Raw genomic sequence first — 14160 nt, forward strand, 5'->3', positions numbered from 1 at the left:
GACCGGAGCAGCGAAAAAACGCTGTGGCCGATTTTGCCTGTTCTTAGATCAATAAGGCCTCTCTTCCGTCATGCCGGACTAGATCCGGCATCCAGCCGACGCGCGTCTGCGCGGCGAATAGAGTCTTTTGAGCCCAAGGACTTGGGCTGGCTGGACCCCGGCTCGAGGCCGGGGTGACGAAGGTGCGGATGCTCCGGGTTCGCTAAAAAAAGCGTCAGCTCATCTGGCTGACGAATTTGGTCTCCAGATAGGCCTGAACCGCTTCCGAGCCGCCTTCCGTGCCATAACCGGAATCCTTGATGCCGCCGAAGGGGACTTCCGGAAGCGCAAGGCCGTTGTGGTTGATGGTCAGCATGCCGGCCTCGACCTGCTGGCCGAGTGCATGCGCGGTCTTGACCGAGCCGGTGAAGGCATAGGATGCAAGGCCGAAGGGCAGGCGGTTCGCCTCGGTGATGGCGTCATCGAAGCTCGAGAAGCGATTGATGATGGCGACCGGGCCGAAGGGTTCGTCATTCATGATTTTGGCGGTGGTCGGCACATTGGCGAGAACCGTCGGCTCGAAGAAATTGCCCTTGTTGCCGATGCGGCGGCCGCCGGTCTTCAATTCTGCGCCATGGGAAACGGCGTCGTTGATGAGGCCTTCCAGCGCCGGAATGCGGCGCTCATTGGCGAGCGGCCCCATGACGACGCCGTCTTCCAGCCCGTTGCCGACCTTGATGGCCTTCGTCGCTTCCACGAAACCTTCAAGGAAACGGTCGGCCACGCCATCCTGCACGAGGAAGCGGGTGGGGGCGACACAGACCTGGCCGGCATTGCGGAACTTGGCAAGCGAGGTGACTTCGATTGCCTTGTCGATATCGGCGTCGTCAAAGATCATCACCGGCGCATGGCCGCCAAGCTCCATCGTGGCGCGCTTCATGTGCTTGCCGGCAAGCGCGGCCAGATGTTTGCCAATGGGAGTGGAGCCGGTGAAGGAGATCTTGCGGATGACCGGATGCGGGATCAGATATTCCGAAATCTCGGATGGAACGCCGTAAACGAGGCCAATGACGCCCGCCGGCACGCCGGCATCCACGAAGGCGCGGATCAGTTCGGCCGGCGATGCCGGTGTTTCCTCCGGCGCCTTGACGATGATGGAGCAGCCGGTGGCAAGCGCTGCGGAAAGCTTGCGGACGATCTGGTTGATCGGGAAGTTCCACGGCGTAAACGCCGCGACGGGACCGACCGGCAGCTTGATGGCAAGCTGCGAAACGCCGGTTGCGCGCGCCGGAATGACCTGCCCATAGGTGCGGCGGGCTTCTTCGGCGAACCAGTCGATGGTATCGGCGGCGCCCATGATTTCAGTACCGGATTGCGCCAGCGGCTTGCCCTGTTCGCGGGTCATGATGTAGGCGATCTTGTCCTTGCGCTCGCGCAGGAGATCGGCCGCCCTGCGCATGATCTTCGAGCGCTCGAAGGGCGAGGTGTCGCGCCACACCCTGAAACCGCGCTCGGCGGCGGCAAGCGCCAGATCGAGGTCTTCCTTCTCGGCATGCGCAATCGCGCCGATGATCTCGTCGGTTGCCGGATCGGACACGGCGATCGTCTTGCCGGAAACGGCGTCTCGCCATTCGCCATCAATGAGAAGTTTGATGTCGGGATAGGTGTGCATAGGGGCTACCTTCATGATGCGGCCAATTCGGCGAAATGCCGTCCGGCCCTGAGACGTGAACAGAATTTTCCTGGCCGGACGATATCCGGCATCGCGGCTTTCGCTGCGCGGAACATGTGTCTGGATATTTCCGACGGGGGCTTCTGGAATTGTCGGAAACGGAAACGACAGCCTTTATATTAAGGTCCGGGCGGTACGTTTCAACCGTGCGCTCCGGCAATCGCCATGATTTTTCCGTGACGTGGAATTTGCCATTCGTCATTTCAACCCGGCACGCGGACGGGGCGTCGCTTATCCGGCTGCCTCAGGCGAATCAGATGCAGCTGCGCGACGACGGAAAGGCTCTCGCCACAATTCGGCCTTTGTCGCACCTGACGAGTTATCGGGAGGGGTCTCCGGAGCTTGCCGCTTGTGTCATAATGGGACGCGTGGCCTGAAAAAATACAATAAGACGGAAAACTTATCCAAAGGGTTTACTCAAAACCTAGAGAAAATACGGATAAAATCTCACTAAGGATATAACATCCATTCCTGATATATATTGCTAGCGTCGGTTCCCTTGACCTTCAAAGGTTGGTGAAAACCCTCGACCTGAACGTTATCGATGGAGAAAAAGTATGAGTTTCGCCCGGGTACTTCTCAGTGCGTTCTTGTCGCTCGCGTGGCTTTCCTGTGCCGAAGCCGGCGAAATTGCCAAACCGCAAGGAAAACCGATATTAACCATATCCGGAAACATCGCCAATACGAATGGCGAGGGTGCCGCGGTATTTGATCGTGACATGCTGGAAGCGCTCGGCATGGTCACGGTGGAGACGACGACGCCCTGGCATGATGGCCGCGTCCGTTTCGATGGTGTTTCGCTGGCGAAATTGATGGATGTCGTCGGCGCAAAGGGCACCAGCGTCACGGCAGTTGCTCTCAACGATTATGTCAGCACGATACCGATTGAGGATTTTAAGAAATTTAACGTTATTCTGGCGATCAAGCTGGATGGCAATTATATGACAGTTCGCGAAAAGGGCCCGTTGTTCGTCATCTATCCCTATGACAGCGATCCGGAGCTGCAGAAGCAGACCTATTATTCGCGGTCCGCATGGCAAGTTGCCAAACTGATAGTGGAATAAAGGTGCCGTTTGCGAAAACTTGTGGCGGTGATCATCTGTTGCTTCGTCCTGGCAACGGGCTATATCGCTTTCGTCATTGCCGAGCGGCAGACCGCTCTGCAGAAATTCGCCCGCTACAATGATTCCTGGGCCGTCAGCCAGACCGTAGCCGAATATCTGCGCCTCCAGAACAAGTTGGCCGTGTTCGCGCTCAATCCCGGCAAGATCGACCGGGATGAGCTGCAACTGCGCCTGGACATCATGCTGAGCCGCCTTGAGCTTTTGAAGCAGGGCAACCTCGGGGCCTTCATCAATGAAAAACAGCAGTGGCGGGATCTCGTAACCCGCCTCGATGCCGTTCTGGCCCGTCTCGAGCAGCGGGTGAACACCCTCGATCCGGCCGAGGTTCCGGATCTGCTGGCGACGATGAGCGCGCTCGACGCGCCGATGACGACGCTTGCCTCGTCTTCCGTCGCTTATGACGTCAATCTGATCGATACGGCCCATGAGGATGTGCGCAAGCTGCATATCGTTTATACCGCGCTGGCGGGCGGCCTGATCCTGTGCGGTATCGCGCTTGTCATATTGCTGCTTCGCCAGAACGATCTCCTGAACCGCGCGCAGAAAAGCATGCGCGGCCTGACAGACGATCTGCGTGCCGCTACGCTGGAATTGCAGGCTAAAAATGTTCGGCTCGAACACGACGCCTATCACGACGCGCTGACGGGACTGCCGAACCGCGCACTGTTCCGGCAGGAACTGATCGAGAGGTTGCGCCGATCCTTCGGCGGGACGGGAACGACAGCCATCCTCCTGCTCGATCTCGACGGGTTCAAGGACGTCAACGACACGCTCGGCCACGATGCCGGCGATGCGCTGCTTCAGGCCGTGGCGCAGCGTCTCTCGGGCATCGGCGGCGATTATGACATGGTCTGCCGTCTGGGCGGAGACGAATTTGCCGTCGTCTCCGACGATCTGAACGAGGATGCCGCCCGCCGTCTTGCCACCAAGCTCATCGACCAGATCAGCCGCACCTACCAGCTGGGCGAGCAGGAGGTCAAAATCGGCACCTGCATTGGCATCGCCATATCGCACGGCGCCGTCGACGCGGATGAATTGTTCAAGCGCGCGGATCTGGCGCTTTATGAGGCGAAAGCCATCGGCCCCGGCCGGGCGAGCGTTTTCAAAGTCCGCATGCAAAAGCAGCTGACCGAGAAAAAGTCCTTCGAGGCCGATCTGCAGACCGCGTTGCAGAACGACGAGATGGAAGTCTATTACCAGCCGCAGGTGGCGACGCAGACACGCAAGCTTTGCGGCTTCGAGGCGTTGCTGCGCTGGAAACATCCCGTGCGTGGCGATGTGCCGCCCAGCGTGTTCATTCCTGTCGCGGAAAGAACCGGTCTCATCCATTCGCTCGGAAAATGGGTGATGGAGACCGCCTGCCGCGAGGCGATGGGCTGGGACGAGGACATGAAGGTGGCGGTCAATCTGTCGCCGGTTCAGTTTCACAGCACCAGCCTCATCCAGAACGTCATGGGCGCGCTTGAGAAAAGCGGGCTGGAACCCAGCCGGCTCGAACTTGAAATCACTGAATCGATCCTGCTCAACAAGAGCGACCAGACGATCAACACGCTTTCACGGCTGAAAGCCGTCGGCATCCAGATCGCCATGGATGATTTCGGGACAGGTTATTCATCGCTCGCCAATCTGCGCGGTGTGCCTTTCGACAAGATCAAGATCGACCGCTCGTTCCTGCGCGATATCACCAGCGACCGCGACGCGCTGGCGATCGTGGAATTCGTGGTCGGTGTCGGCCGCAGTCTACGGATGACGACGATTGCGGAAGGTATCGAAACGGAAGAGCAATATGAATGCGTCAGGCGTCTCGGCTGCGATCAGGTTCAGGGATATCTGATCAGCAGACCGTTGCCGGCCAAGGAGCTCGTGGCCTGGAGTTCCGTCTGAGAGGCGCCTGTTTTGGCGCCGGCCGTATCTTGAATTTTTACCACGTCATGTTGTTGCTTGCGAAAACCGATACCGGTTGCCGCAACGATGCTGTAGAGCATTCCCGGTCGATATGGGATCATTGCGACAAAGCGGCCGGGTTTTGCGAAAAGGCTTGAGACATGGAAATACTGGACGTGCATGGAGTTGCCCTTCCCCTCTCTTCCGATGAGGTGTCGCCGGTCATCTGGCAGGCGCTGACCGACGGCAGCTATGAGGCGAAAGAGGCCCGCAGCGTCCTGAAAGCCATCAAGCCCGGCGATCGCGTGCTGGAGCTGGGTTCCGGTATCGGGATCATCACCTCGATCATCGCCGGCATCGAGGATGTTTCCGTCTGGGCCTTCGAGGCCAACCCCTCCACGGCCGCGCTGGCAGAGCGGGTTATCAAGGCCAATTGCCGCGACAATGTCGTGTTTTCACAGGGGCTTCTCACTGCCGATGCGCCGAGCTCCTATCCTTTTTACGTCCGCAGGGATCTCTGGATGTCGTCCATGGACGAAAATCAGGGCCCCTATGAAAAACGCATCGAAATTTCCTCCGCCAATATCGATGAATTTATCGCCAGCCGGGGCATTACCGCGCTCGTGATGGATATCGAGGGTGCGGAACGCGATCTGCTCGGCAGGGCCGATCTGACCGGCGTGGAGCGGATATTCGTGGAGCTGCATGACCATCTTTACGGTCTCGCCGGGGTTCGCGATATCATGCAGGCGCTGACCGCCAAGGGATATGCCTATGATCCGCGCGGTTCACGCGGGCCATGTGTCCTGTTCTCGAAGGACGAGAGCCCGAGGGAATACGATCCCGAGGTAGACTGAGGCCGCGCCGAATTCACGGAACCGTCCGCCGGTCATTCCCGTTCTCACATTTGCATGAGGGCGCGGAGCGGGTCGAGACGTGTGCCGCAATGGTATGCGGGTCGAGAAGATAATTTCATAAACAGCAATTCATTCCCAATAATTGTTGCAATTGTTGCAACCGTTATCCTGCGTCATCATCCCTCCATCAAACCGGCGCACAACAGGCTGCGCCGGAGATGCCAACGCAACCGAAGGAGTAACGATCATGGGCTTTGTTAAGACGACAGACGGAACCGAAATTTTCTACAAGGACTGGGGCTCGAAAGATGCCCAGCCGATCATGTTCCACCATGGCTGGCCGCTCTCGTCCGATGACTGGGATGCGCAGATGCTGTTCTTCGTTTCCAAGGGTTTTCGCGTCGTCGCCCATGACCGCCGTGGCCACGGCCGTTCCGCCCAGGTCGCCGACGGTCATGACATGGATCACTACGCCGCCGACGCCTTTGCCGTCGTTGAGGCCCTCGATCTGAAGAACGCCGTCCATATCGGCCACTCCACCGGTGGCGGCGAAGTCGCCCGTTATGTCGCAAAACATGGCGAACCCGCCGGCCGTGTCGCCAAGGCGGTTCTCGTTTCCGCCGTGCCGCCGCTGATGCTCAAGACCGAGGCCAATCCGGAAGGCCTGCCGATGGAGGTTTTTGACGGCTTCCGCTCGTCGCTCGCCGCAAACCGCGCACAGTTCTTCCGCGATGTGCCGGCCGGCCCGTTCTATGGCTTCAACCGCGATGGCGCGACCGTTCATGAAGGCGTTATCCAGAACTGGTGGCGGCAGGGCATGATGGGCGGCGCAAAGGCCCATTATGACGGCATCAAGGCCTTCTCGGAAACCGACCAGACCGAAGACCTGAAGAATATCAGCGTTCCGACGCTGGTGCTGCATGGCGAAGACGACCAGATCGTGCCGATTGCCGACTCCGCGCTGAAATCGGTGAAGCTGTTGAAAAACGGCACGCTGAAGACCTATCCCGGCTTCTCGCACGGCATGCTCACCGTCAATGCCGATGTGCTGAACGCCGATCTCCTGGCCTTCATCAAGGGCTGATCCTTATGCAAAATCGCAATGCGGCCGAGCGTTCGGCCGCATTTTGCATTTCGCATCAAGCCATGTGGCCTCGCCAGGCATTGCGGTAAGAGGCGAGGCCGGGAATGTCGTGTGGCGTGAAATGGCGCTCGCGACCGGCAAGCGGCTTGATGCCGGTGAGCAAGGCCGCACCGGCGCTGGTGCCCGTGGACCCTTCGACCGCCGTTACTTCGGTCTCTGCAAAGCCGGCCAGCGCCTTCAGATAAAGGGTGTTGCTGGCGAAGGGGCCTTCCACAAGGATCGGGCCTTTCCGCCCGATGAGCGAGAGGCTGCATTCCGTCATCAGGGCGAGATAAAGCGACGTCGCCGCGTGCCGTTCCGCGGCCGTGGCATTTTCATCGCCGATCCAGCGCGCCGCCTTGTCCGGAAATGGGCCGGAGCCGCTAACGACGCTCGGCAGCAGCATCATGCCATTGGCAATCACGCCGCCGAGAGCCGCGTCCATCGCTTCGTCTTCCACTGCCCCGAATTGCTGCGCCAGCATTTCGTACTCCCTGCCGCCCATGAAGCGGGACGAGGGAACGGGACGGCCGAAAGCATCGACATTCAGGAGTGTGTCCCGGGTGGGATCGAGCGCGCCCGCCGCGCCGCCGATGGCGAAATTCACCACCCAGGTGCCGGTGGAGACGACCGAAAAATTACCATCCCGGCGCAGAAGATGCGGCAGGAGCGATGCGTTGGAATCGTGGATGCCACAATAGACCGGCATATGCGGCGAAAGACCGGTTTCCAGCGCCAGCGACGGGCGGATTGTTCCCAGCACATCGAAAGCGGAGCGGACCGGCGCCATCAAATGTTCGATACCGAGACGCGCGGCGAGTGAGGAGAAACTCTTCCGCCGCGGGTTCCAGAGATCCGTATGGCAGCCGAGCGAGGTCGTTTCCGTCGCCTGAATGCCCGTCAGCCGTCCCGCCCAATATTGCGCATAGGTGACGATGCTGCGCACTCTGGAGAAATCGTCCGGAAAGGCCGTTTTCTGGAAATGGATTTGCGCGCCGAGGTTCAGCCCGACGGGAAGCTGCGGCGAGCCGGTCTCGGCAAAATCGGGCCTGATGCCGCGATAGGCTTCTTCAGTGGCGGCGGGATAGCCGTGTTCGTAATCGAGCACCGGCATGGCGAGATCGCCGTTCGCATCGAGAAGCGCTGCAGAAGCGCCATGGGTGGTGATCGAAATCGCATCGAAACCGGGCTTCTGGCCGAAACGCTGAAGCGCGGAGAGAATGAAGCGCCAAAGCATCTCCACATCGTAATGCGGATAAATTCCATCGCGGAGGACAGGGTTCGCCTGTTTCTCAGCGACAATCTCCTCGCCGCTGCCGGTGTCGATGACGACGACCTTGGCATTGGTCTTGCCGATATCGATGACCGCGACGCGGCCCGGTTTGATGCTTTCGCTCATGGCAGATGGAACACCGTCACCAGATCTTTTGCGACCGGCGAATTATCGGGATTGCTCTCCATGATATCGGCCATATGCGCCCACCACTTCTTCATCACGGGATGGTCAGGCAAGGCCGCCATGCCGTGGTTCTTCGGGCGCATCAGCACGCCGAACAGGATGTTGGTTTCCGGGTCGAGATGGATGGAGTAATCGCTCACACCCGCATCATGCAGCAGCGCCACCAGTTCGGGCCATATCTCGTCATGGCGCTTTTTATATTCGGCCTCTTTTCCGGCAAAGAGTTTCATCTTGAAGGCGTGTTTTTCCAGTTCCGGCATGGCTTAACTTCTCATGGCGCGAAGGCGACGGACAACGATGGGGATGGCGATGGTGACGATGAGCAGCAGACCGACGAAGATCGACATGACGATACCCGGCACATTCAGAAGACCGAGCCCGAAGGTGACGAGGCCCATGACGAAAGCTGCGATGACGACGCCTGCGATGGTGCCGGAGCCGCCGAGAATGGAGACGCCGCCCAGCACCACCATGGTCACCACCTCAAGCTCCCACCCTTGAGCGATAGACGGGCGGGTGGAGCCGAGCCGCGATGTGAGGCAGACGGCGGCGATGCCGCTCATCAGGCCGGTGAGCAGGAACAGGATGAACTTCACCCGCTCGACGGGTATGCCGGAGAAACGGGCGGCGAAGGGGTTGTTGCCGATCACATAGACCTGCCGGCCGAAATTGGTCGCGTGCAGCAGAATGGCGAAGAGGATGGCCATGGCGATGAACAGCACGAATTCGAAAGAAATCACCCAGAAAACGTAACCCTGACCGAAATAGGCAAAATCGGCGGGATATTTGCCATAGGCCTGATCCCCCAGCACCATGTAGGAAATGCCGCGAAACAGGCTCATCGTGCCGATGGTGACGACGATGGACGGCAGCTTCAGCCCTGCGACCAGAAAGCCGTTGAAGGCCCCGCACAAAAGCCCGGTGCCGATGCCGATGGCGACGAGGCCGGGCGTGCCGATCCCCATCTGCACTGCCGCACCCATGGCGGTGGAAGCGAGCGCGATGATTGCGGCGACGGAAAGATCGATTTCACCGGCGATGATCAACAGCGCCATGGCGAAGGCGATGATCGCCTTTTCCGTGAAGTTGAAGGTCGCGTCCGACAGGTTCCAGGCATTGAGGAAATAGGGTGAGGCCAGCGAATTGGCGATGAAGATGAGGATCGCAACGCCAAGCAGCAGCACTTCCCAACTGGCCATGATGCGGCGTAGCGGCGTGCCGAGTTTGTCTGGAATAATACGTGGGCTCTGTGCCGGTTGAGATGGCGTGCTCATGCTGCGGCCTCCCTGGCCTGATCGGCTGCGGCCCGGTCGCGCAGGATGATACGGCCTTTTCGAGCTTCGGCACGGGCATTGAAGACGACGGCGAGCACGATCACCACGCCGGAAATCGCCATCTGCGCGAAGGGCGAAATGCCGATGACGGGCAGGGCATTCTTGATGACGCCGAGGAACAGCGCGCCAAGCACTGCACCCGCCACCGAGCCGATGCCGCCGGCAATCGAGATGCCGCCGATCACATTCGCCGCCACGCTGTCCAGTTCGAAACCGGCGGCGATGTCGACATAGGCAACCGCATAACGCGATACCCAGAGATAGCTGGCGAGACCGGCAAGTGCGCCTGACAGCACGAAGGCGAAGAAGCGCGTGCGGCCGACATCGATGCCCGCATAGACGGCCGCACTCGGATTACCGCCCGACGCATAGGCGGAACGGCCGAAGGAGGTGCGGCTGAGCACCAGCCACGCGCCGGCGATGATGAGGATCGCCACCCATGAAAGCACCGGCATGCCGAGGATCATGGTGCGCGGCACGTTGAGGAAGGTGGGGGAAAGCTGGTGCGCATTCACCCAGCCGCCGCCGGACAGCACGAAGGCCATACCACGATAGATGGTGAGCGTGCCAAGCGTGACAACGATGGGCGGAATGCCGAGCCACCAGACCAGCACGCCGTTGAGCGAGCCGAGAAACGCGCCGATGCCGACCGCCATGACGATGAGAAGCGGCAGGGGAATTCCCGGAAAGGCGGCATTGGTCATCGCCACCGCCATGCCGGTGAAGGCGAGATTGGCCGCGACCGAAAGATCGATGGATTTGGTGAGAATGACCGCCATCTGGCCTAGCGCCAGAATAATGAGGATGGAGGTATCGTTGAAGATATTGACGAGATTGCCGGGCCGGCTGAAGCCGGGCGCGCGCAGCGCAAAACCGGCGATCATGATGACGATGATGCCTGCCAGTAGCCATTCGCGATTTTTAAGTAGACGTTGCATGGTTTTGCCCCTCTCAGGCATTGCCGGTGGCGGCGCGCACCAGCTTTTCCGGAGAAAAATCGGCGCGTTCGAACTGGCCCGCCATCAGACCTTCGCGCATGACGATGGCGCGGTCGGACATGCCGAGGATTTCGGGAAGTTCGGATGAAATCATGATGATGGAAAGCCCTTCCGCCGCAAGCTCGCTGATGAAACCGTGCACGGCGGCCTTGGAGCCGATATCGATGCCCTTGGTGGGTTCATCCAGAATGATGACCTTGGGCTGGGTGGCGAGCCACTTGCCGATCACCACCTTCTGCTGGTTGCCGCCTGAAAGCGTGCCGACCGGCACCGAAAGGGCGGCGGCGCGCAGATCGAGCCGCGAGGCATATTTGCGCGCCAGCGCGAATTCATTGGCGGCGGCCAGAAAGCCCTTGCGCGAGGTGCGCGTGAGCGATGGCAGCGACATGTTCTGGTAGATCGGCATGTCGAGCGCCAGCCCGTGGCGGCCGCGCTCTTCCGGCACATAAACGATCCCGGCGCGGATCGCGTCTTCCGGCGAGCGGATGGAAAGCGGCTGGCCTTCCAGCGATACCTGTCCTGAAGCCGGCCGGGTAATGCCGAACAACGACTGGCAAAGCTCGGAGCGGCCGGCGCCGATCAGCCCGTAAAGGCCGAGAATCTCGCCCTTCCGCAGCTCGAGTGAAATATCGCGGAATTCCGTCTGATGCGAATAATCGCGCACCGAAAGAACCGTCGGACCAAGGGTAACGGCCTGCTTGGGAAAGGCGTTCGTCACGTCACGGCCGACCATCAGCCGCACGATCTCGTCCTGCGGCGTGGCCGCAAGATTGCCCGCACCGACCATCCTGCCATCCCGGAACACGGCGTAGTTCTCGGCGATCTCATAGAGCTCGTCGAACTTGTGGCTGATGAAGAGGATCGCCTTGCCCTGCCGCTTGAGGTTCTCGACGATGCGGAAGAGATCGTCGATTTCCTTGCGGGAAAGGGCGGCCGTCGGTTCGTCCATGATGACGATGCGCGCCTCGACCGAAAGCGCGCGGGCGATGGCGACGAGATGGCGCTGGGCGATGGACAGGTCCTTCAGCCGGATCGTCGGATCGATGGTGCTTTCCAGTTGTTCTAGCAGGGTTCTGGCGCGCGTGTTGATGGTCTTCCAGTCGATCAGACCGAAACGACCCTTCGGCGCATGGCCGAGGAAGATGTTTTCACCGACGGAAAGCTCGTCGAACAGCACGGTTTCCTGATGAATGGCGGTTACGCCGGCGTCGATGGCGTCCTGTGCGCTGTGAAAATGGACAGGCTGACCATCGAGAAGGATTTCGCCCTCGTTCGGGCGGTAAATGCCGGTGAGGATTTTGACGAGCGTGGATTTACCAGCACCGTTCTCGCCGATCAGCGCGGTGACCTTGCCGGGATAAAGCGCGATATCGACGCCATCCAGCGCTTTGACGCCGGGGAATATCTGGCTGATGCCGCGCATTTCCAGAATGGGCGTGGCGCTCAAAGCCTCTGTCATGTTGATGGTTTGGGTTTCAGCACGCATTATCAGGTCTTACCGGTCGGTTTTGATGAAGCGGCGAGGGGCACCCCCCTCTGCCCTGCCGGGCATCTCCCCCTCAAGGGGGGAGATCGGCAAGCGGATAGCACCAAGCCTTATGGATCGAGCGGGTGCGGCATATCGATCTCCCCCCTTGAGGGGGAGATGCCCGGCAGGGCAGAGCGGGGTAACCCTCCACCCGCCGTCAGCAACTACTCAGATCAGAAAATCTTCGAGAACTGATCGATATTCTTCGCATCATAAACAAACGGATCGGCCATCGCCGCTTCGCTGTTTTCGCCAACCTTGATCTTGCCCATGCGGCCGGCTTCAATTTCCGAACCCGGCTTGCCATCGGTTTCGCCCTTCACCAGGCGATAGGCGATCTGGGTGGCGGAGTAGCCGAGGTCGATCGGGTTCCAGATGGCGAATTCCTTGGTGGCGCCCGACTTGATGGCGCCGGCCATTTCAGACGGCAGGCCAAGGCCCGTCACATAGACCTGACCGATCTTGCCCGCATCCTTCACCGCCTGCGAGGCGGCGAGTACGCCAACCGTTGTCGGCGCGACGATGACCTTCACATTCGGCTGCGAGGAGAGCAGGCCCTGCGCTTCGCGGTAGCTCTTGTCGGCCAGATCGTCACCGTAAACCGTGGTGACAAGGTTGAGGCCGGGGAAATCCTTCAGCTGCTTTTTCATCTCGTCGATCCAGATATTCTGGTTCGTGGAGGTGGTGGTGGCCGAAAGAATGGCGAAATCGCCCTTGCCGCCTTCCAGATGCGATGCGGCGAGCTGCAGGCACATCTTGCCGATCAGCGCGTTGGACGAGGGGTTGAGCTGAAGAATGCGGCCTTCCGGCGCAACGCCGGAATCCCAGGAGATGACCTTGATGCCGCGCTGGGCCGCCTTTTTCAGCGCCGGAACAACGGCATCGGGGTCATTGGCGGAAATGGCGATGGCGTCGACGCCCTGCGCGATCAGCGAATTGATGACTTCGATCTGGCCTTCGGCCGTGGTGCTGGTCGGGCCGGTATAGATGATCTCGACGCCGCCGAGGTCCTTTGCGGCCTCCTGCGCGCCCTTGTTGGCGGCTTCGAAAAAGCCGTTGCCGAGCGATTTGACCACCAGTGCGATCTTCACATCGGCGGCCTGGGCAACGCCGCCCAGCCCTGCGACGGAGAGCGCCGAGCTGAGCGCAAGAGCGCTCGTCAATGTTCTGCGTGTAAGTTTCATGTCCCTTTTCCTCCCGTTTTGAACCTTTTTCCTCCCTCCGGTGCTCCTCAGGCGACCGAAGAAGAATCCTCTTCATCCGGTGGGGCGGCTGTCTTGCCATCCCTCACCGCGCCGACGATCAACAATTCGACGCCGGCATCTTCCACCATCCTCGCCGCCTCGTCGGAAATCCCGTCATCGGTGATGATGGTCGAGACATTTTCGAGCGGGCATAAAATGAGGCTGGAACGTTTTCTGAATTTCGAAGAATCGACCATCACGATCAGCTCTTCCGCCTGCCGCATCAGCTTCTGCTCGCTCTGGATAACCAGCGCGTCGGATTCCATGATGCCGAGCGCACCCACGCCCTGCGCACCGAGAAAAATCCGCCGCGCATAAAAATTGCGAATCGCATCATTCTCGAAAGGCGACAGGATAAGGCTCTGGTCGCGATAGATCGCGCCGCCCGGCACGCTGACATTGCATTTGGAATGTTTGACCAGATGCTCGGCAATCGCGAAGGAATTGGTCATCACCTGCAGGCGGCGCGCCGCCATGTAGTGCACCATCTGGAATGTCGTCGTGCCGCCATTCAGGATGATCGCATCGCCATCGTGGCACAGATCGACCGCCTTGCGCGCAATTGCGCGTTTCTTGTCGATGTTGACCGATTCGGACACCCGGAACGGCCGGGCGGCCAGATTGCCGAGCTGCGGCGGATGCACCGCTTCCGCCCCGCCGCGCACGCGGCGCAATTTGCCCTGAACATGCAGCGAGGCGATATCCCGGCGGATTGTTGCTTCCGACGCATCCGTCAGTTCAGCAATATCCTGCACCGTCACGACAGCTTTTTCCTGTGTGGCGCTCAAGATGATGCGATGGCGTTCGCGTTCGTGCATGGGGTCCTCCTGATCGTGATTATTCGCAATCTCTTTACGTTGTCAATCAAGAACGATCAAATTAATCAATATCGCGCTGC

Annotated in this window: 12 protein-coding genes; 4 read left to right on the forward strand and 8 right to left on the reverse strand. The window is 59.9% G+C overall.

All coding sequences use genetic code 11. From position 1 onward, the window contains the following. Positions 1-214 precede the first annotated feature (214 nt). On the reverse strand, positions 215-1651 hold the full coding sequence (locus F3H58_RS07170; RefSeq protein ID WP_149741702.1) for an NAD-dependent succinate-semialdehyde dehydrogenase: 1437 nt from the start codon (positions 1649-1651) through the stop codon (positions 215-217). 617 nt (positions 1652-2268) lie between these two features. On the opposite strand from F3H58_RS07170, the gene F3H58_RS07175 reads away from it, so the two are divergent. The 4 genes from F3H58_RS07175 (at position 2269) to F3H58_RS07190 (ending at position 6660) form a co-directional block, all read left to right on the forward strand. Then, complete coding sequence (locus tag F3H58_RS07175; RefSeq protein WP_003522565.1) at positions 2269-2775, forward strand: putative pterin-binding protein; 507 nt, start codon at positions 2269-2271, stop codon at positions 2773-2775. 9 nt (positions 2776-2784) lie between these two features. Next, positions 2785-4719, forward strand: coding sequence for a putative bifunctional diguanylate cyclase/phosphodiesterase (locus F3H58_RS07180; protein ID WP_149741703.1), 1935 nt, complete (start codon positions 2785-2787; stop codon positions 4717-4719). 161 nt (positions 4720-4880) lie between these two features. Further along, positions 4881-5576 carry an FkbM family methyltransferase gene (locus tag F3H58_RS07185; RefSeq protein WP_149741704.1) on the forward strand — a complete coding sequence of 232 codons (696 nt, stop codon included), beginning with the start codon at positions 4881-4883 and terminating at the stop codon, positions 5574-5576. A gap of 247 nt (positions 5577-5823) precedes the next feature. Beyond that, entirely contained in the window at positions 5824-6660 is an 837-nt protein-coding gene (locus tag F3H58_RS07190; RefSeq protein ID WP_149741705.1) for an alpha/beta fold hydrolase, read from the forward strand. Between the two features lie 55 nt (positions 6661-6715). Here F3H58_RS07190 and F3H58_RS07195 read toward each other — a convergent pair whose 3' ends face one another. The 7 genes from F3H58_RS07195 to F3H58_RS07230 form a co-directional block, all read right to left on the reverse strand. Continuing rightward, positions 6716-8098, reverse strand: coding sequence for an FGGY-family carbohydrate kinase (locus tag F3H58_RS07195; RefSeq protein ID WP_149741706.1), 1383 nt, complete (start codon positions 8096-8098; stop codon positions 6716-6718). Next, entirely contained in the window at positions 8095-8418 is a 324-nt protein-coding gene (gene rhaM, locus F3H58_RS07200; RefSeq protein ID WP_149741707.1) for an L-rhamnose mutarotase, read from the reverse strand. The genes F3H58_RS07195 and rhaM overlap by 4 nt, the downstream gene beginning before the upstream one ends. Positions 8419-8421: 3 nt before the next feature. Then, on the reverse strand, positions 8422-9432 hold the full coding sequence (locus tag F3H58_RS07205) for an ABC transporter permease (RefSeq protein ID WP_149741708.1): 1011 nt from the start codon (positions 9430-9432) through the stop codon (positions 8422-8424). Further along, positions 9429-10430, reverse strand: coding sequence for an ABC transporter permease (locus F3H58_RS07210; RefSeq protein ID WP_149741709.1), 1002 nt, complete (start codon positions 10428-10430; stop codon positions 9429-9431). Before F3H58_RS07210 ends, F3H58_RS07205 begins: the two co-directional genes overlap by 4 nt. A 13-nt stretch (positions 10431-10443) precedes the next feature. Next, on the reverse strand, positions 10444-11976 hold the full coding sequence (locus F3H58_RS07215) for a sugar ABC transporter ATP-binding protein (RefSeq protein WP_149741710.1): 1533 nt from the start codon (positions 11974-11976) through the stop codon (positions 10444-10446). A 215-nt stretch (positions 11977-12191) separates the two neighbouring features. Continuing rightward, a complete protein-coding gene (rhaS, locus tag F3H58_RS07225; RefSeq protein WP_149741711.1) occupies positions 12192-13202 on the reverse strand; it encodes a rhamnose ABC transporter substrate-binding protein in 1011 nt (336 codons plus the stop codon). A gap of 47 nt (positions 13203-13249) precedes the next feature. After that, complete coding sequence (locus tag F3H58_RS07230) at positions 13250-14080, reverse strand: DeoR/GlpR family DNA-binding transcription regulator (protein WP_149741712.1); 831 nt, start codon at positions 14078-14080, stop codon at positions 13250-13252. Positions 14081-14160: the final 80 nt, after the last annotated feature.

This window comes from Rhizobium sp. NFACC06-2 (assembly GCF_900101425.1).
GTDB classification, from domain to species: Bacteria; Pseudomonadota; Alphaproteobacteria; order Rhizobiales; family Rhizobiaceae; genus Agrobacterium; species Agrobacterium leguminum.